The organism is Vibrio plantisponsor (assembly GCF_013041605.1).
GTDB lineage: Bacteria > Pseudomonadota > Gammaproteobacteria > Enterobacterales > Vibrionaceae > Vibrio > Vibrio plantisponsor.
In genome coordinates this window covers 118,870-139,397 of sequence record NZ_JABEQC010000004.1, presented here as the reverse complement: position 1 = coordinate 139,397, position 20,528 = coordinate 118,870, and the positions used below count along the sequence as shown (strand labels likewise).

General features: G+C 44.8%; 18 protein-coding genes. 10 read left to right on the top strand and 8 right to left on the bottom strand.

The annotated features are described in order from the left end of the window. Nucleotides 1-2 precede the first annotated feature (2 nt). Both HKI82_RS07490 and HKI82_RS07485 read right to left on the bottom strand, forming a co-directional pair. Nucleotides 3-1,457 (bottom strand): circularly permuted type 2 ATP-grasp protein, encoded by a 1,455-nt coding sequence (locus HKI82_RS07490; RefSeq protein ID WP_102941744.1) that lies wholly within the window; start codon nt 1,455-1,457, stop codon nt 3-5. Between the two features lie 358 nt (nt 1,458-1,815). After that, the gene (locus HKI82_RS07485) at nt 1,816-2,046 is read right to left on the bottom strand and encodes a cysteine-rich CWC family protein (protein WP_102941745.1); all 231 of its coding nucleotides are present in this window, start codon (nt 2,044-2,046) and stop codon (nt 1,816-1,818) included. Between the two features lie 213 nt (nt 2,047-2,259). Between HKI82_RS07485 and HKI82_RS07480 the strand changes: the two genes are divergently transcribed. Next, complete coding sequence (locus HKI82_RS07480; protein ID WP_102941746.1) at nt 2,260-2,445, top strand: hypothetical protein; 186 nt, start codon at nt 2,260-2,262, stop codon at nt 2,443-2,445. A gap of 184 nt (nt 2,446-2,629) precedes the next feature. Beyond that, on the top strand, nt 2,630-3,952 hold the full coding sequence (locus tag HKI82_RS07475) for a leucine-rich repeat-containing protein kinase family protein (protein ID WP_171137644.1): 1,323 nt from the start codon (nt 2,630-2,632) through the stop codon (nt 3,950-3,952). 213 nt (nt 3,953-4,165) lie between these two features. On the opposite strand, the gene rplY is transcribed toward HKI82_RS07475, so the two are convergent. From rplY to radD, 5 genes are all read right to left on the bottom strand, one after another. Then, a complete protein-coding gene (gene rplY, locus HKI82_RS07470; RefSeq protein WP_042487803.1) occupies nt 4,166-4,444 on the bottom strand; it encodes a 50S ribosomal protein L25 in 279 nt (92 codons plus the stop codon). Between the two features lie 194 nt (nt 4,445-4,638). Next, entirely contained in the window at nt 4,639-6,012 is a 1,374-nt protein-coding gene (locus HKI82_RS07465; protein WP_171137643.1) for an ATP-binding protein, read from the bottom strand. Beyond that, nucleotides 6,002-6,661, bottom strand: a complete 660-nt coding sequence (locus HKI82_RS07460; protein WP_171137642.1) for a response regulator transcription factor — start codon at nt 6,659-6,661, stop codon at nt 6,002-6,004. The genes HKI82_RS07465 and HKI82_RS07460 overlap by 11 nt, the downstream gene beginning before the upstream one ends. Beyond that, nucleotides 6,658-7,074 carry a PepSY domain-containing protein gene (locus tag HKI82_RS07455; RefSeq protein ID WP_102986005.1) on the bottom strand — a complete coding sequence of 139 codons (417 nt, stop codon included), beginning with the start codon at nt 7,072-7,074 and terminating at the stop codon, nt 6,658-6,660. Before HKI82_RS07455 ends, HKI82_RS07460 begins: the two co-directional genes overlap by 4 nt. A gap of 89 nt (nt 7,075-7,163) precedes the next feature. After that, a complete protein-coding gene (gene radD / locus HKI82_RS07450; RefSeq protein WP_171137641.1) occupies nt 7,164-8,900 on the bottom strand; it encodes a DNA repair helicase RadD in 1,737 nt (578 codons plus the stop codon). Nucleotides 8,901-8,986: 86 nt separating this feature from the next. Here radD and rsuA point away from each other — a divergent pair, with 86 nt between their 5' ends. The 3 genes from rsuA (at nt 8,987) to HKI82_RS07435 (ending at nt 11,726) form a co-directional block, all read left to right on the top strand. Further along, nucleotides 8,987-9,682, top strand: coding sequence for a 16S rRNA pseudouridine(516) synthase RsuA (gene rsuA / locus HKI82_RS07445; protein ID WP_042487786.1), 696 nt, complete (start codon nt 8,987-8,989; stop codon nt 9,680-9,682). Between the two features lie 176 nt (nt 9,683-9,858). Then, on the top strand, nt 9,859-11,067 hold the full coding sequence (locus tag HKI82_RS07440) for a Bcr/CflA family multidrug efflux MFS transporter (protein ID WP_102941752.1): 1,209 nt from the start codon (nt 9,859-9,861) through the stop codon (nt 11,065-11,067). Next, nucleotides 11,067-11,726, top strand: a complete 660-nt coding sequence (locus HKI82_RS07435; RefSeq protein ID WP_171137640.1) for a DUF2913 family protein — start codon at nt 11,067-11,069, stop codon at nt 11,724-11,726. The genes HKI82_RS07440 and HKI82_RS07435 overlap by 1 nt, the downstream gene beginning before the upstream one ends. Before the next feature lie 70 nt (nt 11,727-11,796). On the opposite strand, the gene HKI82_RS07430 is transcribed toward HKI82_RS07435, so the two are convergent. Beyond that, a complete protein-coding gene (locus HKI82_RS07430) occupies nt 11,797-13,239 on the bottom strand; it encodes a DUF2867 domain-containing protein (RefSeq protein ID WP_171137639.1) in 1,443 nt (480 codons plus the stop codon). Nucleotides 13,240-13,339: 100 nt separating this feature from the next. Between HKI82_RS07430 and HKI82_RS07425 the strand changes: the two genes are divergently transcribed. The 5 genes from HKI82_RS07425 to nhaA all read left to right on the top strand — a co-directional run bounded on the left by HKI82_RS07425 (nt 13,340) and on the right by nhaA (nt 20,499). Continuing rightward, a complete protein-coding gene (locus tag HKI82_RS07425) occupies nt 13,340-14,716 on the top strand; it encodes an MATE family efflux transporter (protein ID WP_240956670.1) in 1,377 nt (458 codons plus the stop codon). Nucleotides 14,717-14,837: 121 nt separating this feature from the next. After that, nucleotides 14,838-15,509 carry an ABC transporter ATP-binding protein gene (locus HKI82_RS07420; RefSeq protein ID WP_042487774.1) on the top strand — a complete coding sequence of 224 codons (672 nt, stop codon included), beginning with the start codon at nt 14,838-14,840 and terminating at the stop codon, nt 15,507-15,509. Then, nucleotides 15,490-17,943, top strand: coding sequence for an ABC transporter permease (locus HKI82_RS07415; RefSeq protein ID WP_171137638.1), 2,454 nt, complete (start codon nt 15,490-15,492; stop codon nt 17,941-17,943). Before HKI82_RS07420 ends, HKI82_RS07415 begins: the two co-directional genes overlap by 20 nt. Then, nucleotides 17,943-19,067, top strand: a complete 1,125-nt coding sequence (locus HKI82_RS07410) for a lipocalin-like domain-containing protein (protein ID WP_171137637.1) — start codon at nt 17,943-17,945, stop codon at nt 19,065-19,067. The genes HKI82_RS07415 and HKI82_RS07410 overlap by 1 nt, the downstream gene beginning before the upstream one ends. A 280-nt stretch (nt 19,068-19,347) precedes the next feature. Further along, entirely contained in the window at nt 19,348-20,499 is a 1,152-nt protein-coding gene (gene nhaA / locus HKI82_RS07405) for a Na+/H+ antiporter NhaA (RefSeq protein ID WP_171137636.1), read from the top strand. Nucleotides 20,500-20,528 lie beyond the last annotated feature (29 nt).

Sequence of the window (20,528 nt, the reverse complement as noted above, 5' to 3'; positions counted from 1 at the left end):
TGTTACTCTCCTTTTGACTTAACAATCCATGTGTCTTTACTACCACCGCCTTGTGACGAGTTAACGACAAGGGATCCTTTCTTCAATGCAACGCGAGTAAGTCCGCCTGTGGTGACATAGATTTTGTTGCTTTGCAAAATGAATGGACGCAAATCCAAATGACGAGGTTCGATACAGTTGGTGTCAACCAAGGTCGGCGCCGTGGAGAGTTTCAGGGTTGGTTGCGCTATATAGTTTCGTGGGTTCTTTTGTATTAAGTCTGCAAAAAGAACTCGCTCTTCTTCTGTAGAGTGAGGACCAACAAGCATACCGTAACCGCCGGATTCGTTGGCTGGTTTTACTACTAGCTTATCTAAGTTAGCTAACACGTAAGCACGCTGTTCTTCATCTTCGCACAAGAAAGTTTCTACGTTCGGTAGAATTGGTTCCTCATCCAGATAATAACGAATCAGATCGGGCACATAGGCGTAAACCACTTTGTCATCGGCAACGCCAGCGCCTGGCGCGTTAGCCAAAGCCACGTTACCCGCTTTCCAAGCGCGCATTAATCCGGGAACGCCAAGCATAGAATCAGGATGGAACACTTCAGGGTCAATAAACCAGTCATCAATACGACGGTAGATAACGTCAACGCGTTCTGGTCCGTAGATGGTTTTCATATAAACACAGTCGTCGGTATCGACATATAAATCGCCACCTTCAACCAGTTCTACACCCATTTGCTGAGCTAAGAACGCGTGTTCGAAATAAGCTGAGTTATAGATACCCGGTGTCAGAACGACAATTTCTGGATGCTCAATTGCACGTGGTGAAAGGGCTGCCAACATATCAAACAGTCTTGACGTGTATGAGTCGACAGGAAGAATATCGTCGTTTTCAAATAACTCAGGAAGAACTCGTTTGGTGATTGCACGGTTTTCGAGCATATACGATACACCTGAAGGAACACGCAGGTTATCTTCAAGCACATAGAACTGACCATCGTCGGCACGCACCAAATCGGTGCCACAAATGTGTGCCCACACACCAAAAGCGGGCGACACTCCGATGCACTCAGGTCGGAAGTTTTTCGATTCTTCAATAATATGCTTGGGAATAATGCCGTCTTTAATGCACTTTTGATCGTGATAAAGGTCATCAATAAAGCGGTTGAGAGCGGTAAGTCTTTGCTTTAACCCTTTCTCAGCGACCTGCCAGTCTTTGGCATCAATAGTGCGAGGTATAATGTCGAAGGGCCAAGCTCGGTCAATATTTCCCTCTTCGGTGTAAACCGTAAAACTGATCCCCATTTCCTGAATGGTGGTCTCAGCTGTAAGCCGACGTTTTTCAAGCTCTTCAGCAGGCAATGATTCTAAATAGGTCAGTAGTTGCGAAGCCGATTGACGAGGTTTACCTTGGCTATCAATGAGTTCATCAAAGAACAATTCGGAGTTGTAGTTTTTAGTTAATTTATCCATGGGAGTTCCGTCCTTTATGGCAACCAACAGTGAACACGTGATCAGTACTGCCAGTTATGGTGTGCCGAATCAGAGGTGGTTGCCTTTTAACTTCCTGTTAAGGCTTAGTTGAAGTTAACTACTTCTATACCTGAACCTAGTTGTGTGGCTCGGTATATAGTTGTCTAAGCAAGGAATAAGCCAGAGCGATGAGTGGTGACAAACGTCTTGGAAAACAGGTGTAACGTTAAAGTCGCTATTCCAAATTGAAAACAGACAAGTGCGCGCTTTTTAACAACGTGACACTTCAGTAGATAAGCATAGGTGATAAATTAACATTGACTAAAATAGATTGTTTTTTAAGGGAAAAAGAAAAGGGCTATAGTGATTTTTGTGAGGCATGAAAGTTCAAGACACAAGTTTTGCACACGCAGGCTTTTCGTCTCATTTCAGGTGGGATTTGTGAAAGCAACTCTTCGGGAAAGGTGATCGTTGGGTCGTTACACCAACAGGATTTCTTGATATCTAGTGCGCCTAAGTTTATACAGGCGTTGGGTTTTCCACACAAAGGGCAAACAAGGGGATCGGGTTTTAATTCGGTTATTTTCACGACTCAGGTCTCTCAGTAATACTTACCTTTTACATGTATAGAGAGTTATACACTGAGCTTAAGAAAAAAGCATGATTAACTTAGCTGAGAGTGTATGTGGCTGATTGATTTTAGATAGGCCACTTGTTGAAATGAAAATCGTAGTTATATCAAAGAACTACTAAACTGATTACGTTAACGTAACCACTGATTTTTAATTGCAAGGAAAGTGCTATGTCTCAAGAAAACGGTAAACAGGAAGTGACGGTTGTCGATATTAAAATGCCATTCATGTCTATGGTGATTTTTATGGTGAAGTTTGCCATCGCTTCAATTCCAGCCTTCATTATTTTGAGTTTGATTTTTTCAGTTCTAATGGCTGTGTTCGGAGGGATATTTCACGGTATGGGAAGGTATTAGCCTGCGAAAAAATAGTGGAACCGCTGTCTGATGGAGGCTAGATGGCTATAAAGTCACTCTATTGTTCTTGCTTTCTACGATGGCTCGCTTCGTGTTACGTAACCAAAGCTATTAAGTTATAATCCAGCCTTTTTTTGAATTTAGGGACGCCGCTACTGAGTGTTTCTATTTGATTGGGTTGATAATGCATACACTTGAACAATTACGCTCTGGAGAGTTACAAGGCCTTCGTCGACTGAAGCTATCCTGCGGTTTAACTGAGTTTCCTCGCGAAATTTTCTCTTTGTCGGATACGTTAGAGATTCTTGACCTGACGGGAAATCAACTCTCGTCACTTCCAGATGATCTGGAACAACTCACCAATCTCAAAGTTATTTTTTGTTCACAGAATCAATTTACACAATTACCCGAAGTACTAGGACGATGCAACTCACTAAGTATGGTGGGCTTTAAATCCAATCAGATTACAGATGTACCCGCCGCCTCTTTACCCGTTCAGTTGCGTTGGCTTATTTTGACAGATAATCGTGTTCAATCCCTGCCTGACAATATTGGGCAATGTTCTAGGCTGCAGAAACTGATGTTAGCGGGAAACCAGCTTTCCTCGTTGCCTGAATCTTTGGCTCTCTGCCATCGTTTGGAATTGATCCGCATGTCAGCGAACCAGCTTGAAGTTCTGCCTGAGTGGATATTCACTTTGCCCAAGTTAGCTTGGCTAGCTTATGCCGGAAATCCTTTTTCAGAGCGTTTGGAAAAACAAGCTTTAGAAAACTCGATGACGGGCATTAATTGGCATCATCTAGATATGAATGAGTTGCTCGGCGAAGGTGCATCAGGCTTGATCTATCGTGCTAGTTTGTCACGTGAAGAGGTGAGCCATCCGGTTGCCGTTAAACTGTTTAAAGGTGCAATGACAAGTGACGGTTTGCCAATGTGCGAGATGGCCACAACCATGAAAGCTGGCCAACATTATGCTTTAACGCAGACTCTTGGACGTATTCAGCATCATCCTTCCGGTACAGATGGCCTTGTAATGGAACTTATCCCTGATGAGTTTAATAACTTGGCTCAGCCGCCAAGTCTTGAATCTTGTACACGTGATGTTTATTCCTCAGACAAGCAGTTTTCCTCTTCAGCGTTGTTTAAAGTTGTAGGCGCTATTGCAGACGCTGTAAATCATCTTCATCAACAAGGTGTAATGCATGGTGATTTGTATGCTCATAACATACTGACAACGCCATCGGGCGAGGCTCTGCTAAGTGATTATGGTGCAGCTTCCTTTTTTGATGCAGAAGAATCTTATCAGGCGGCGAAGCTGCAGCGTTTAGAGGCAAGAGCGTTCGGATGTTTGTTGGAAGAGTTGATAGCTCGCTGTGATGAGCTAGATGCAGAAGTTCGAAAGAAATTAGATGCATTGGTTGAGAATTGTCTGGAGCCTGAAATCATGGCTCGACCTACATTCGAGAACATATGTAGCGTTTTACGTTCTATCCAGTCATTAGCTTGACCATCAGTAACAATGAGCAAGCTGGTTGAATCAAACCCATTGTGATTTGATCAGCATTTTTTAGGTTGATGGAAAGATGAGGCTTTTAAAACGGTGAAACCCCGATGTTGGTAGCATCGGGGTTTCGAATTTTTAGACTTATCAGATGGTAAGGCTGATTTATCTTATATATGCAAAAGGTGGATTCTATCCAGCTAATTCCTTGGTAGGGAATTAGATACGGATGAAGTCCATGTGCTCAACTTTTGGCTTAAACACGTGACGTTGTACGTCTTGTGGCTTAACCTTAACTTCAGCACCATCAATCACTAGAACGATACCTTCGTAGAACTCAGGCTTGTCCATTTGGTTAATGATTTCGTCGTGGTTTAGAGTGATTGATACAGGCGCTGCCTCACCACCGTAAACGATAGCAGGGAATAGGCCAGCGTGACGTAGGCGGCGGCTCGCACCTTTACCTAGTTCAGTACGTACTACTGCTTCAAATTTCATAGTATTTACTCTCAAAATTAGTAAAAATTGGATGCACAACACAATGCGACCTTGTGTTGTAATAACGTTTGATAAATCAAGTATGTCTATCAAAACGAGCGCGGATACTATCATTCAATCAGAGATGTAGCAATAAAAAAGTCGCTACTGAGGTGAATCTTATCCAGATGAATCCCTTATTGTGCAAGGATTCATCACGTGGTTGGTACAGGTAGCGTTAAGGTTGCTTTTAAGCCGCCTAATTGCCCTTGAGAGAGAGTCAATTTCCCTCGGTAGCTGTGTGCCATTTCGCTAACAATATTGAGTCCTAAACCTGTTCCCGGTACGGTTTCATCTAAGCGAATTCCGCGCTTTATTGCATGCTCTATATCTTCTTCACTGATACCCGCACCATCATCTTCAATACAGATATTGATCCGCTCTTTACCTTCAGCAACGCTGTAAACCCGTATGAGTGAGTTTGCCCATTTGTAACTGTTTTCGAGCAAGTTACCGATCATTTCATCGAAGTCTGTCGGTTCTACCGCCACACAAAGATTGGAGTCCAACTCGTTGGCTAAGGTGATTTCTCGCGCTGCATAAACTTTATCAAAAGCCATTGAGATGGCATCCACTCGTTCGCTGGGTAAGGTTTTCACTGCAAGTATATTTGCAGCGCCTGCCATGCGCGCGCGACCCAGATGGTAATCAATGTGTTGCTGGATTTGTTCGATAGGTTCTTGCAATGCCTGCTTTTGTTCATCACTCAGTTTTGCCACTTCGTTTTTAAGCACGGAAAGTGGAGTTTTCAAAGCATGAGATAAATTTCCCGCATGATTACGTGCTCGCTCTAGTAGTTCTTGATAGTGGAACAGCAGTGCGTTGAGATCTTTTACCAGCGGGTAAACTTCTTTTGGATAATTTTCATTGAGACTGGACTGTTCACCTTTGCGCAGCAAAGCGAGTTCTTTTTGCATTTTTCCAAGCGGCCATAACGACCAAGAAATCTGTGCGCTAATCAGTATCAGTACGCCGGAAAAGAGCAGGGCAAGAATGATCCAAAGCTGACCAATGACTTGTTTGAGAGTCTCTTGAATTGGCGACTCATCCATACCAACGATGATTTGTATTGGACGAGAATACTCAGGCAAATAGATGCTTTGAGTGAGAACAACTAAATTTTCGTCTTTTGCTCCCTTATAAAGGGTTTTGTGCCCGTGTTGCTCTTTAACTAATGTTTTGTCCCAGAGTGATCTGGAGCGAATTGAGTTTTCGCTACTGTTCTCACCAATCGTCATAGACCAATAAACACCGCTGTAGGGTTGGTTGAATCTGGGGTCGGAAAGACGTCGGCTAAGACTAAGTCTGCCGTTACTATCTGCTTCCAAATTAGCGGTGAGTTCATCCATTGAAAGTCGCAACTGACTTTGGGCATCTTCAACTAAGTAGTCTTTTACCATGCTAGGGATAAGATAACCGGCTGCTAGTATCATGGCGCTCAGCCAAAGGATCGCAGCCAGCAGTAAGCGGTTTTTAATACTAAGGTGTTTTAACGGAGAGTATCTTAACGAAAAGTGTTTATTGGGCATGCAATTGATACCCCAAACCTCTCACTGTTTTGATGACATCTGGCGCTACTTTTTTGCGAATTCGGCCAATGAACACTTCTATTGTGTTGGAGTCGCGGTCGAAATCTTGTTTGTAGATGTGTTCAACCAATTCAGTTCGTGAGATGACTTTATCCGGATTATGCATGAAATAAGCGATCACTTTGTATTCCAATGCAGTGAGGTTTAACGGCTGGTCTTTCCACATAACAACAGAACTTCTGGTGTCGAGACTTAAGTTTCCAACTTGTAAAACCGGTGATGCGTTACCGGAAGCTCGGCGTAACTGAGAACGAATTCGCGCAATCAGTTCAACCAGTTCAAAGGGTTTGGTTAGGTAATCGTCCGCACCTGCATTTAAACCTTCGACGCGTTGAGTGAGTGTGTCGCGGGCGCTGAGAATGATAACAGGTGTATTGATTTGCTGATCGCGCAGGTTGTTTAGTACCGAGATACCGTCTAGCTTAGGCAGACCCAAGTCAAGAACGATACAGTCCCACTCTTCGGTCGTTGCTCTGTATAGTGCGTCTTCGCCTTCATAAGAAGCTTCTGGCACCCAGCCAGCGTCCTCTAGTGCAGTTGTAATTTGTTCACTGAGTTTTTGGTCGTCTTCAACTACAAGAATCTTCATTGTGCGTCTCGGTTTTTTATTATGCTAAGCACGTCTCTGCCTTTGATAGACATTAGCTCAAGAGTTGTCGCGTTGTATTCAACACGTATCACTTTATCTTCATGAACTAATTTTAAATCGTAGATCCATTCATCGTCATCTTCTTCAAGCTCGACTTTAATAAGGCGACCATAAAGTTCATTGTCTATAGCTGCGTACAGTTCTGAAAAGGGTTTGATCAGTCCTTTCTGTACCGCGGCGTACACTTCATCCTGATCTTCGTCGATTTTGACTTGAGTCCCTTCTTTGTAGGTATCTTGAATGGGGTCGTTAAGCACAGGTTGTTCGGCAAAGGCCAGTGAGGTTACACCTGCAGAACAAAAGCCCGTTAGAAGAGCAATCAAAGTAGCGGTATGGAGTTTTGAATTAAGCATGTGAAGCGTCCGTTACGTCATGATTGGTGCAGTATAAAAATCGCAATATGAATAGGATGTGAATTCAATCGTCCTGAAAGATCTAGAAGCTACACTAGCTCATCTGCGAATATTTTGTCGCGCATTTTCCAGAAGCGGCCAGATTTTCGGGCGATCACAAACTGTGGCGGACGGAAGCGATGTTGATTATCAACCACTTTTGACGGCGAAGCTTCCTCGAAAGGACGGTGTCTGTCTGCCAAATGTGGGCGAACAAAGCGTTCTTTAAACACGGCTTTTTGTTTGGGTGTGGTCAATGCCCAAAATTCATGAACTTGAGCATTGTTGTCACCAATATAAGTCACTCTCAGCTGCGACTTGCCTTTATCATCTTTATGAACGCTCAAATCCATGTTTAAACATTCGAAAACCAACGCATCTTTGAGGTTCAACGCTTCTTTAAGCTTTTTGTCTGGGTCGACTAATGTGGCATCACACTCGTGGCAGATGCGCGCAGCGATATCGTTATCTGCACCACACTCGCCGCAGTACTTGGCTCTGAAACGGTATCCACAATGTTCGCGCTCATTGGTTTCTTCATCGGTGAAGTAGCCTTGGCATTTTCGTCCATAGTGTTCAATGAGAAAGCCGTTTGCGTCAAGCTTGCCCCAAAAGTTGTTGTTGAATCCGCAAGCGGGGCAGGGAATAGTGATAATTTCGCTGCTGGAGTCGGGCTTAGGGTCGCCAACTTCGGGTTGATAAAGATCGTAGGTGTTACCAGCATAGTCGAGCACGAGACACTCATTTTTGCCTTCAGATAAACGAAGCCCACGCCCAACAATTTGTTGATACAAACTGACGGATTCTGTCGGTCTCAGAATGGCAATCAAGTCTACGTGTGGTGCGTCAAACCCTGTTGTCAGCACTGAAACATTAACCAGATACTTAATTTCGCGCTGTTTAAATGCCTGAATGATACGGTCACGTTCTGGAGAAGGGGTGTCACCAATTACTAATGCTGAATGTTCTTCAGGCAATAATCCCAAGATCTCTTGCGCATGACGTACGGTGGCAGCAAAAACCATCACTCCCTGTTTGTCTTTGGAAAGCTCGATAATTTGAGCCACAATCTGCGGTGTTGCTCGCTTGGACTGTTCGATGACCAAATCCAGTTCAGATTCTTTATATCGTCCAGTATTAGCGGGTTTGAGCTGTGAAAAGTCATAGCTGAGAACTGGCGCGTCAATTAAGCGGGCGTGAGTTAAAAATCCCTCATCCAGTAAATACTGAATAGGCAACTCGAAGATGCAGTCGCGGAAGAAACGTGGCTCTTCGCTACGCACCAGTCCGCGAGTGTGGTACTGATAAATCCAGCCCATACCTAATCGATAAGGGGTTGCCGTTAAACCTAGCACCTTCATTCCCGGATTTAGCTCTAGAAGATGAGCAATCACTTTCTGATAGCTGCTGTTCTTATCGTCAGGAACGCGGTGGCACTCATCAATAACCATTAGGGAAAACTGGTTTTTAAACGAATCCAAATTACGCACCACAGATTGCACGGACGCAAACACCACTTGTTGATCGGTTTCTTTTCGCCCCAAGCCCGCCGAGAAAATCGAACCGGTTAAACCATAGCCTTCATACTTTGCATGGTTTTGCTCAACCAGCTCTTTTACGTGGGCGAGTACCAGAACACGACCTTTCGCTAATCTTGCCAGTTCTGCAATCACCAAGCTTTTGCCCGCACCCGTTGGCAGCACTATAACTGCTGGCGTGGAATGCTTGCGAAAGTAGTGAATAACAGCTTTAACTGAGTCTGCTTGGTATGGGCGAAGTGTATACATGCAATTGGGCGAATAATTCTGTGAAATAGCTCAACTAATTTGAGTGACTTGCGTATAATACCCGACTTCAAGCAGATGAGGTATTCATGCGTTTAGATAAATTTTTGTGTGACGCGCTAGGAACAACGCGTAAAGAGTCGACTCAAATTCTTAAAAGTGGCGAAGTCACCGTTGATGGTGAAGTTCAGAAGGTTGGTTCATTTAAGGTTACTGAACAATCGGACGTTGAGTGGCAAGGTCGCGAAATCAGAATCAGTGGTCCGCGTTATATCATGCTTTACAAGCCACAAGGTTATGTTTGCTCGCACGAAGACGGTTTCAACCACACAGCTTTTGTTCTGCTTGATGAAGTGAATATGCGTGACTTGCATTTTGCAGGGCGATTGGATGTCGATACGACGGGCTTAGTGCTTATTACTGACGATGGTCAATGGTCGCACCGTATTACTTCACCAAAACACAAATGTGACAAATTATACCGTGTCTGGCTTGATGATCCTATCCAGCCTGACTATCAAGAGAAGTTCGCAACAGGCATTGAGCTACGTAATGAACGCGAGTTGACACTTCCTGCACAAATGGAAGTGATTGATGAGAAGCAGGTACTGCTGACTATTCATGAAGGCAAGTATCACCAAGTGAAACGAATGTTTGCAGCGCTAGGTAATAAGGTGGTGGGGCTTCACCGTGAACGAGTAGGTAACATCGTTCTGGATGAGTCATTAGAGCCTGGCGAGTATCGCTATCTTACCGAAGAAGAAGTTGCTTCAATCTGGAAGTAATTGCGGATTTACTTGTTTACTTTTGTCATACAAGTGAATCATGAGGAAGCCTCTGCTTCCTCTACAAGAAAACATTCCACACAGTTCTCGTAGCTTGGACTTCGTGTCCTTCCTTTAAGCTATTATTGAGTGCGTCATTCACGTGATGCACTGGTTCTAACATCGAACGGAGATTTATGACTTCGAATACTACGTCGCCCGCTAGTGACGCCGCCAAAATCAGCTTTGTAATGTTTATCGTATTAGGAGCGATAGGCGCCTTGACGCCTCTTGCTATTGATATGTATCTGCCAGCTATGCCTGCGATTGCCAAAGATTTAGGTGTGAGCGCGGGTGCGGTGCAAATTACGCTGACTGCTTACACCGCTGGTTTTGCTATTGGCCAGTTACTTCATGGTCCATTGGCCGACAGTTATGGTCGCCGACCTGTGATGCTAGTGGGGATAGCCTTATTTGCTATCGCTTCTATTGTGAGTGCGACTACCAATGGTATTGATGCATTAACTTACGTTCGTACTGCGCAAGGCTTTGCTGGTGCTGCGGCTGCGGTAGTGATTCAGGCGGTTGTACGAGACATGTATGATCGCGAAGATTTCGCACGTGCGATGTCATTCGTCACTCTAGTTATCACTTTGGCACCGTTAGCGGCACCTATGATTGGTGGTCACTTAGCGGTGTGGTTTGGTTGGCGTTCGATATTCTGGGTATTGGCAAGCTTTGCCTTAGTTGTTATTGCTATGGTGTTATGGAAAATTCCAGAAACGCTTTCAGCCGAGAATCGTCAACCTCTGCATTTCCGTAGTACCATTCGCAACTATGTGCAGCTGTGCCGTGCTGGCTTTGCGATGGGGCTGATTTTCTCTGGTGCGTTCTCGTTTGCCGGTATGTTTGCTTTCCTGACCGCAGGCTCATTCGTTTATATTGATTTGTATGGCGTTAGCCCAAGTGAGTTCGGTTATCTGTTTGGTCTTAACATTGTCGCTATGATTGCAATGACCAGCCTTAACGGACGTTTCGTCAAGAAAGTCGGTTCTCATGCCATGCTACGTTTTGGTTTATCTATTCAGTTAATGGCGGGCTTTGGCCTTTTCATCAGCTGGCTGATGAACTGGGGACTGTGGGGTACAGTGCCATTTGTGGTGATGTTTGTGGGTACGATCTCAACCATCGGCAGTAACTCTATGGCGCTATTATTGAGCCGTTATCCAAGAATGGCGGGTACGGCATCGTCATTAGCGGGAACGTTAAGATTTGGTACCGGTTCGGTGATTGGTGCAATAGTAGCAGCAATGCCTAGCGGTGTGGCATGGCCAATGATATTGGTGATGTCAGCCTGTTCAGTACTTTCAGCAACCTTCTATTGGACATTAGGAAGAAAAGCATAGTGTCAGAATATTACTTAGAAATTCAAAATGTCGTTAACTCAGCACTGAGTGAATTAGCCGCTGAGCATGAATCTGGGAAGCTGGTTAATGCGCCAGTTGCCAACAACCATTTTCTTGTTCACTGGGTGTCTAAAGCGATTAAAGCACAGCGCTTTGATCGTTGCGTAGTCGATGATTTAACGCGTTGGCTAAAGGCTGGACGCTCTAAAGGCAATCAGTCAGAGCTGCTGTTTACTTTCAAACGTATCTCTGCTTTTTATAAAAGCTTCTTTGAAAGTGAATCAAATAACGTCATCACAGATAAAAAGATTGAAGCGTTTTTAGACCAAATGGAGCAGGCGGATTGGGAAGTGTCTACTTCTGAGCCTCTTGTTGGTGCCGGTAAAGTACAGATCTTTACCGACGGTCAAAACTCGTTAGCTTTATGTTCAGTGCAGTGCGAATCTTGCTTTGATGGTGAACTCATGGTGAAGCCGATGAACTGGTTTGTGCGTGGTAATCATGCTCAGTTTGTTGAAATGGCAAGCGCAGCCGGATTTATGGTTCATAAGCAAACAGACTATAAGTCGAACGTGAAATATCACGGCGAATATCTTGTTTTTCCTGCTAATCAGGGCAAACAACTGGCTGAAATTCCGTTGTCATTCAAAGCTGAATAACGGCTTACTATCGTGTTATGAAAAGGCTCTGTGAGAAATCGCGGAGCCTTTTTTAAACTTCAGTTATGGCTTATCTTTTGCTTTTCTGACTATGGGCTTTCCTGACTATTGCTTTAACCATCCCGTTAAAGATAAACAGGTGTGCAGGCATCATGACAAACCAGTACATGAGGCCGAGAAAACCTTGAGGATGCCACCAAGCGGTAACGTTCAGTTCGCGCTTGTCACCATGGCCTTTAATGGTGAATTCTAATCGCCCTAAACCGGGGCCTTTCATACCGAAAAACAGCGATAGAAATTCATTTGTTTCACAGCGTATGACTTTCCATGAATCAATATAGTCTCCAACTTTGAGCTCTGGACCTTCGGGGCTGCGTCGAACTGGGCGCCCACCACCAAAGAATATGTCCAGCCATTCTCTGGTACGCCAAAGAGCGTTAGCAAAGAAGTAACCTTCATCTTTACTGCCGATGGTTTTAATGATTTTCCATAGTTCGCGGTTGGTTAAATCTGTTTCTATTGTTGCGCCAGCCTGTTTTGGATAATAGCCAAAACCCGGTTGCCATCTCTTTAATGCGTTAGGCTCAAAGCCCCAAACCTTGCTGCGAACAAATGTCCCTTCATGCTCGATAGTGCTTCGAACCGCATCACGATAGGGAATCAGGGTTTGTGGGTAAAGCGCAGTTAGCTGATCTGATTCCGCTATGTAGTCATGTTCTAAACCTGCAAGCAGAGCACGGCCAATGTTAGAAGGAACAGAAGTAACAACTCCTAACCAGTAAGAGGCCATTTGCGGGGTAAGCAGTGATGTTGACCATAAGCGAAACGGTTTGTTTGCGAGGTCACAAATGACCTGAAACTGCTCTCGATAGGAGAGAATATCTGGGCCTCCGGCTTGATAAAGCTGATGCGAAGTCGGTTGTTCTTTGGCAAGTTGCAGCAGGTAGTGATTCAAATTTTCCAATGCAATCGGGTTGGCTTTTGAATCCACCCATTTCGGTGTGATAAGAACGGGTAGGTTATAAACGAAATCGCGCATGATTTCAAAAGCGGCAGAACCCGGCCCAATAATGACTCCAGCACGCAGTTCTGTAACTGATACATGGCTTTTTCTCAGTATTTCACCCGTCTGCTGGCGTGCTTTTAAGTGTTCTGAGTTCCCAGTTTGTGGCTGAAGTGCACTGAGATAAATTACGTGCTTTACCTGACTGATATCCAGCGCCTGTTTGAAATTATTAGCTAAAGAGAGTTCATACTCTGCAAAGTCATGACCCTGAGCCATGCCATGAACTAAGAAGAACACCAGATCAAACTGTGGAATCAAGTCCATCGTTGCCTTTTTATCAGCGAGGTCGAGATAGGTGATGGTCAGTTTTGGATGGGGCGTGACTCGTGCTTGTAAGTAGTCAATGTGCCGAGCCGCGGCGGTAACTTCATAGCCTTCGTTGAGCAGTAAGGGTAATAGCTGTGAACCAACATAGCCAGATGCGCCAAGCACGAGTACTTTTTTCATTCATTATCCTTGCTTTATGTTGGTTAGATTATGCACTAATGAGTATAATAGCCGCTTACTTTTTCTCTTTCTATCAATCCTTTGTCTCTAGGGGTGTCGTTTGTCTCTGTTATCCCAAGTTCTGCTCCATACAAAAGGAGATTTCTTGCGTCGCTTAATTGCGATAGCGCTTCCTATCAGCTTGCAAATGTTGCTGCTTTCGAGCCGTGGATTGGTCGATGTATTAATGCTTGGTCAGTTAGGCGAAGCGGAAATTGCTGCCGTTGGCGTTGCTGCGCGAGCTACATTTGTCTCCACCATTATGTTGATTGGTATCTCAGCGGGTGGCGCTTTGCTTTCTGCGCAATTCTGGGGGGCTGGTGATCGCGATGGATTGAGAAGCAGCACAGCTTTGACGTGGCTAATGTCGATGATATTTGCTTTGTTTACGGTCGCCCTGTTTGTCATTTTCCCGCACGACATTATGGCGTTGACGACAGATTCAGACATGGTCAACGAACTTGGCAGCCAGTATTTGGTGATTACTTCCGTAAGTATGTTTGCCATTGCCAGCGCTAACAGTATGGCTGTCGGGCTTCGAGCGATGCACAAACCGGGGATCAGTACCTTTTTTAGTGCGATTGGTATTGGCTCGAACGTATTACTTAACTGGGTTTTCATCTTCGGCAAGTTAGGCGTTCCGGCTTTGGGTATTAAGGGGGCGGCTATTGCAACGGTGCTAAGTGGTGCAATAGAAGTCGCGTGCCTCTACGGTTATCTTTACAGCAAGAAACACCTGTTGGCGTTCCGCTATGAAGACCTTTGCAAAGTGGTCGAGCTGAGCAATGTGGTTAGGTTCTTAAAATTATCGCTGCCAACTACGTTCAACTTCCTTGCATGGTCTGGCGGGTTATTCGTTTATCACGCGATAATGGGACAAACAGGTGTGCAAGGCCTTGCTGCGCTATCTGTAATGACTCCGGTCGAATCGATTTCACTGAGTCTGCTGATAGGGTTGTCTAACGCGGCTGCAGTATTAATCGGTAACCAGCTTGGTGCGCGAAATTATGAAGCGGTTTATTACCAAGCTATTGGTGTGATTGGTGCTAACTTTATCACCGCGATATTTATGTCTGGCTTGTTGTATCTGCTGCAAATTCCGATTCTCAATTCGTTTAGTGCTCTAACGGACGAGACGCGAGTTCTTGTTGAAGAATTTATGCTGATTTTGAGTTTGGGTATCGTACTTCGTTCAATTCCTATGGTAGCGATTGTTGGTGTATTGCGAGCTGGTGGAGATGTGAAGTTCTGCCTAGGTCAGGACCTAATTGCCCAATGGGTTGTTGGTATTCCGCTTGCTGCTTTTGCTGCACTTTACCTTAATGCAAGCCCTGAATGGATCTACTTGTTGTTTTTAAGTGAAGAGGTCGTGAAGTGGGTTGGGAGCTTTTATCGCGTAAGAAGTAAGAAGTGGATGCGAAATTTAATCGGAAGTTGAATTTTGTCTACCGAGTTGCTGCATTTTGCAACAACTCGGTGTAAGTACGCCGCAAAATACTTCCTACTGAAAGGGAATTAGTGTAGATTCTGAGTCCAATTTTAGTCTACGGTGATGATTGATGTTACAGCTGGTAAACCTGAGCAAAGGATATGTAGATGGTGGTGAATTCCATCCTGTGCTGCAGGGCGCTGAACTGACGATTCATCAAGGCGATCAACTGGCTCTAATGGGCGAAAGCGGTTCTGGTAAAAGTACGCTGTTAAACCTTATTGCTGGCTTAGACGTCGTGGACTCCGGTGAAATTTGGTTCCCAGATTTCGCGATGCACAATACTTCAGAATTCCAAAGAACGGCTTATCGTCGTAACAACATCGGTCATATTTTCCAGCAGTTTAACCTCCTTCCTACGCTTAATATTGCCGATAACATCCGTTTTTGCCGTCAGCTAAAAGGCTTACCTGAAGATACCGGATTATGGCGTCAGATCATTTCTGCGCTTGATCTAATGCCACTTTTAGGTCGATATCCTGAAGAGGCGTCGGGCGGTCAGCAGCAAAGGGCTGCTATTGCACGTGCTTTATATATGGAACCGAAAATTCTGTTAGCTGATGAACCTACAGGTAGCTTAGATGAGCGTAACGCAGAAGCGGTAATGAGGCTCCTGACGACACTGGCAAGACAGCTGAAATGTACGCTGTTCCTTGTGACCCACAGTGAGAAAGTTGCAAAGCATATGGAAGGATGTATTCGTCTTCAAGGAGGACACCTTCATGTTATGGCCCGTAGTTAAAGCACTACTCGGTCACTATCGTCGTTATCCTCTGCAGATCATTCTCGTCTGGTTTGGTCTTACTCTTGGTATTTCTCTTCTTGTTGGTGTTACTGCGATTAACCAACATGCACGTCAAAGTTATGAAAGTGGTGAAAAGCTTTTTGCCAACCCTTTGCCTTACCGCATTCGTACGAAACAAGTCGCCAATAAAATTCCCCAAGGTTTCTATATTCAGTTACGCCGTGATGGTTTCCATCAGTGTGTGCCTTTTGACAGCTATCGCTTTACAACAAAACTCGGTACTGACGTGACATTGCTTGGTATTGACCCGCTAGCAGTTGTTCCCGTAATGGGTAAGAAAACACTGAGTGAACTCAGCGCCTTAAAACTGATGCAACCACCTTATCCGGTTATGGTTGGACAGGAACTTGCTGCTCACCAAGGCTGGGAAGATGGCGATATGATTCCGCTTAATGATGGTGCACAGCTGGGGCCGCTGCTTATCGACCGTCATGGAATGGTGAGTGGTACTCGCTTAGTTGCGGATATGTCTTTGGTTCGACAACTGAAGAAAAGCTCCGGTTTTTCTGTTATTGCCTGTGGCTCTATGCCTGAAGAAAAACTTGAAAAACTGGCGGCTAGTTTGCCGAATGGCATGATTTTGGTCCGCAGTACGCGTTCAGAATTGGAATCTCTTACTAAAGCTTTCCACATGAATCTGACAGCGATGGGCATGCTGTCCTTCTTGGTCGGGTTGTTTATTTTCTACCAGGCGATGTCTCTCTCGCTTATACAGCGTCAGCGCTTGGTTGGTATGTTACGCCAAACAGGCGTGAATGGCTGGCAATTGGCGCAGGCTCTGATGCTTGAACTTTTTGCATTAGTGTTTGTAAGTTGGATTTGCGGCAATGGCTTAGGTCTTTTGTTGGCAAACCAGTTAATTCCTTCTGTGTCAGTCAGTCTCGCCGACTTGTACAACGCGAACGTAGGTCTTTCGATTCAGTGGGACTGGGAGTGGAGCAGTTACAGCTTGCTTATGGCTGTGTGCGGTGCTTTCGCCTCATGCGCTTGGCCGTTGGTGCGCTTACTGAAATCTCAGCCTATTCGTTTAAGTACCCGTCTGTCGCTTGCACGATTTGCCGGTTCCGAGTTCAGTATTCAGGCCTTTATTGGAGGCGCACTAGCTGTCGCAGCCATCGCTATTTACCAAGCGCCAAAAACACAGTCGTCGGGCTATACGATTATTGCTTTAATGTTACTCAGTGCCGCACTGTTTACTCCGTTCGTTATTTGGAAGTTGTTTAATAGTTTTTCCTACAGTTTGCGTTGGGTAAAAGCTCGCTGGTTTTTTGCCGATGCAGCGGCAAGCATGAGCTATCGTGGTGTGGCTACCATGGCATTTATGATTGCAATGGCTGCCAATATTGGTGTGGTTACTATGGTGGGGAGCTTCCGAGATACGACTGACAAGTGGCTGAATCAGCGATTAGCCGCAGACATGTATCTGTATCCGACCAACAGCTCAGCTTCTATGATCAGTGGCTGGTTAAGTAATCAACCAGAAGTGAAAGAGGTATGGTGGCGTTGGGAGAGAGAGTTTCCTTCCAATAAAGGTACGTTGCAAGTAGTGAGCACTGGCGATTCTGAAGGTGAGGCGAACTCACTGACGGTGAAACTGGGTATCCCTAACTACTGGTACTATTTGCACCACTCAAAAGGCATCATGATCAGCGAGTCGATGGCCATCAAACTGAATTTGAAACCCGGTGATACCGTAGATCTCTCTGAGCCTCTAGGCTCAGGCTGGCAAATTGTCGGGGTGTATTACGACTACGGTAACCCTTACAACCAAATCATGATGTCACATGCGAACTGGTTACACGCATTTGCTGGCAGTGGTGATGTTGCGCTGGCTATTGTGCTAAAAGAAAATGCAGATAGCGAAAAACTGAACAGTCACCTGCATTCAGCTTTCCACCTTGATGCGGAGCGCGTCATGGATAACAGCGCGATTCACCGTCAGGCAATGCGCGTTTTTGACCGTACGTTTGTGATTGCCGATACCTTAGGCAACATTACCCTGCTGATTGCTGTATGCGGGATCTTCTTTGCGACATTGGCTGGTGAGCTTTCTCGTCAGAAGCATATTGCGTTGCTGCGCTGTTTAGGTGTGTCAGGGAAAGAACTGGTATGGTTAGGTGCACTGCAGTTATTTGTTTTTGGTTTGATATCAATGCTTATTGCGATGCCACTAGGTTTAGGTTTGGCAAAACTGGTTGTAGACGTGGTGATTCGTCACTCTTTTGGTTGGACAATGGAACTGATAATTGTACCTATGACTTACGTGAAAACGGCCATTCTTTCGATGCTAGCACTGATCATCGCGGGGGCTCTGCCTATTATCCGTTTACTTCGTAAATCACCGATGAAGTCATTAAGGGATGCTCTGTAATGAAAGTTCGAGTCAGCCTCAAATACTTGATTGGTTTCTTAATCCTTGCCGCGCTGGTTTCCATTGCCAGTATTGTATTTCGCGACTTCAAATTTGAAGACGAAGCAGAGCCTAACCGCGAGTTGAGCTCACTTTTATCGGTGGATACGAAGCATGCTTTCTCGCCGGTGTTACCTAACAATCCGGTTGTGTTACCAGATGATTCGTCTTTTCATCCGCAGTATCAGCATGAGTGGTTCCATTACTTTGCTAACGTCCGTGACAAAAAAGGGCATCTTTATACCGTTCAGTGGAGCTATTTTCGCATCGCTCATGACCAGAGAGTTGATGAGCTTGGCTGGTTGAACTCACAGGTTTATTTTTCATCGGTGGTGATCTCGAACGACAGAAAGGTTTGGCGAGAACAACGAATAGCCCGTGGTGGTATTGGCCAAGCTGGAGTGAGTGCTTTGCCTCTGCGAATGTGGATTGATGATTGGACATGGCGGTCGCTGGGTAGAAATCCTTTCCCCGGACATCTTGATGTGAAAACAGATACTTTCAGTTTATCGCTGTACAGTGATTTGGATGGTCCGTACGTGTTACCCGGAGAGCAAGGTTTTCAAAGAAAACACGAAACAGAACCTACAGCGACTTATAACCTACAAGCTCCATTTCTTAAGGTTTATGGTCAGATGAAACTGACGAAAGAGACTGACCCGATAGCCGTTGAAGGCACTGCTTTTATGAGCAAAGAGTGGGGCAGTGGTTTGATGTCGAGCAAACAGCAAGGTTGGGATAAGTTTGTCTTAAAGCTGGATGACGACACGACTTTGTCTGTAAACCGTTACCGACATGAAGAAGAGCTCCCATATATGTTTGGTACCTTATCTTCAAAAGAAAAAAACATCGTTTTGAATAGCAAAGATATTGTTATTCTGCCCCTCAACAAAACTGTTATTGAGGGGGGCAGAGTACTGCCTTTGGAGTGGCGTATCATGGTGCCCAGATACAATATCGACTTGAAAACCGCGCCAGTGAATAAACAATCTTGGTTGCCTTTCATCGTTCCTTACTGGGAAGGGGCTATAAATACCACCGGTTCAGATCTTGCACACGGCTATATGCAGTTAACGGGCTATTAACTGTTGTGAAAAAATGATGTTTGAAAAGGAGCTAATGCTCCTTTTTCTGTCTCTGGAGGTGAGATATTTCAATAACTAACATTGTTTAGACCATTAATTCTTTCCTATACTTACCAAATAGCAATTAATACGGAATATGCGTGCTAAATGTTCATTTGTTTCGGAAAAACCGAAGTTTTGAGTCATTACAAGCGATTGTTCAAAAATGTTCGAAAGCACTAAACTCCTGTGCATCTGTTCTGATTCATGTATCGACATAACGAAATTCTAAGGACGATAAATGACTGATATCATTCGCGACTTTTTAAAAATGGAGTCTGCTGGTGGCATAATTCTGGTAATTGCAGCAGCTGTAGCTATGGTAATTGCCAACTCTCCGCTTAACGAGTTCTACCAAGTGGGTCTTCACACCTATGTTTTAGGTATGTCTGTTTCACACTGGATCAACGATGGCTTGATGGCCATTTTCTTCCTGTTGATCGGTCTTGAGGTAAAACGCGAGTTGCTTGAGGGAGCTCTGAAATCGCGTGAAACTGCTATTTTCCCAGCAATTGCGGCTGTGGGCGGTATGCTTGCTCCTGCGCTTATTTATGTAATGTTTAACATTTCAAATGAAACGGCGATTCAAGGTTGGGCTATTCCTGCTGCTACAGATATCGCGTTTGCTCTAGGTATCATGGCACTGTTGGGCAGTCGTGTTCCAATCAGTTTGAAAGTTTTCTTGCTTGCTTTGGCAATCATTGATGACTTAGGTGTTGTCGTGATTATTGCACTGTTCTACAGCGGTGACTTGTCTACTATGGCGCTGGCTGTTGGCTTCCTAATGACGGCAATACTGTTTGTCATGAATGCTAAGCATGTGACTAAGATTAGTGCTTACCTAATTGTTGGTTTCATTCTTTGGGTAGCTGTACTGAAGTCCGGTGTTCACGCAACATTAGCGGGTGTAGTGATTGGTTTTTCTATTCCTCTTAAAGGGAAAGACAAAGAACATTCACCGCTTAAGCACTTAGAACATGGTCTTCATTCATACGTCGCTTTCGGTATTCTGCCTCTGTTCGCATTTGCTAACGCGGGTATATCTCTTGAAGGTGTTTCGTTGAGTGGCTTGACTCAGGCTCTGCCGCTAGGTGTTGCGTTAGGTCTGTTTATTGGTAAACCGCTGGGTATCTTCAGCTTTAGCTGGGTTGCGGTAAAACTCGGTATTGCGAAACTGCCTGAAGGCATCAGTATGAAGCATATCTTCGCCGTATCTGTGCTGTGTGGTATCGGTTTTACAATGTCGATATTCATCTCATCGCTGGCGTTTGGTGCTGATTTCGTGAACTTCGATACTTATGCTCGTCTTGGTATCTTAATGGGTTCAACCTTGGCGGCTGTTGTGGGTTATTTCTTACTGAGCGCATCACTGCCAAAGAAAAAAGCTGCATAACCTGATACACAGATATTGATTTAAACTGA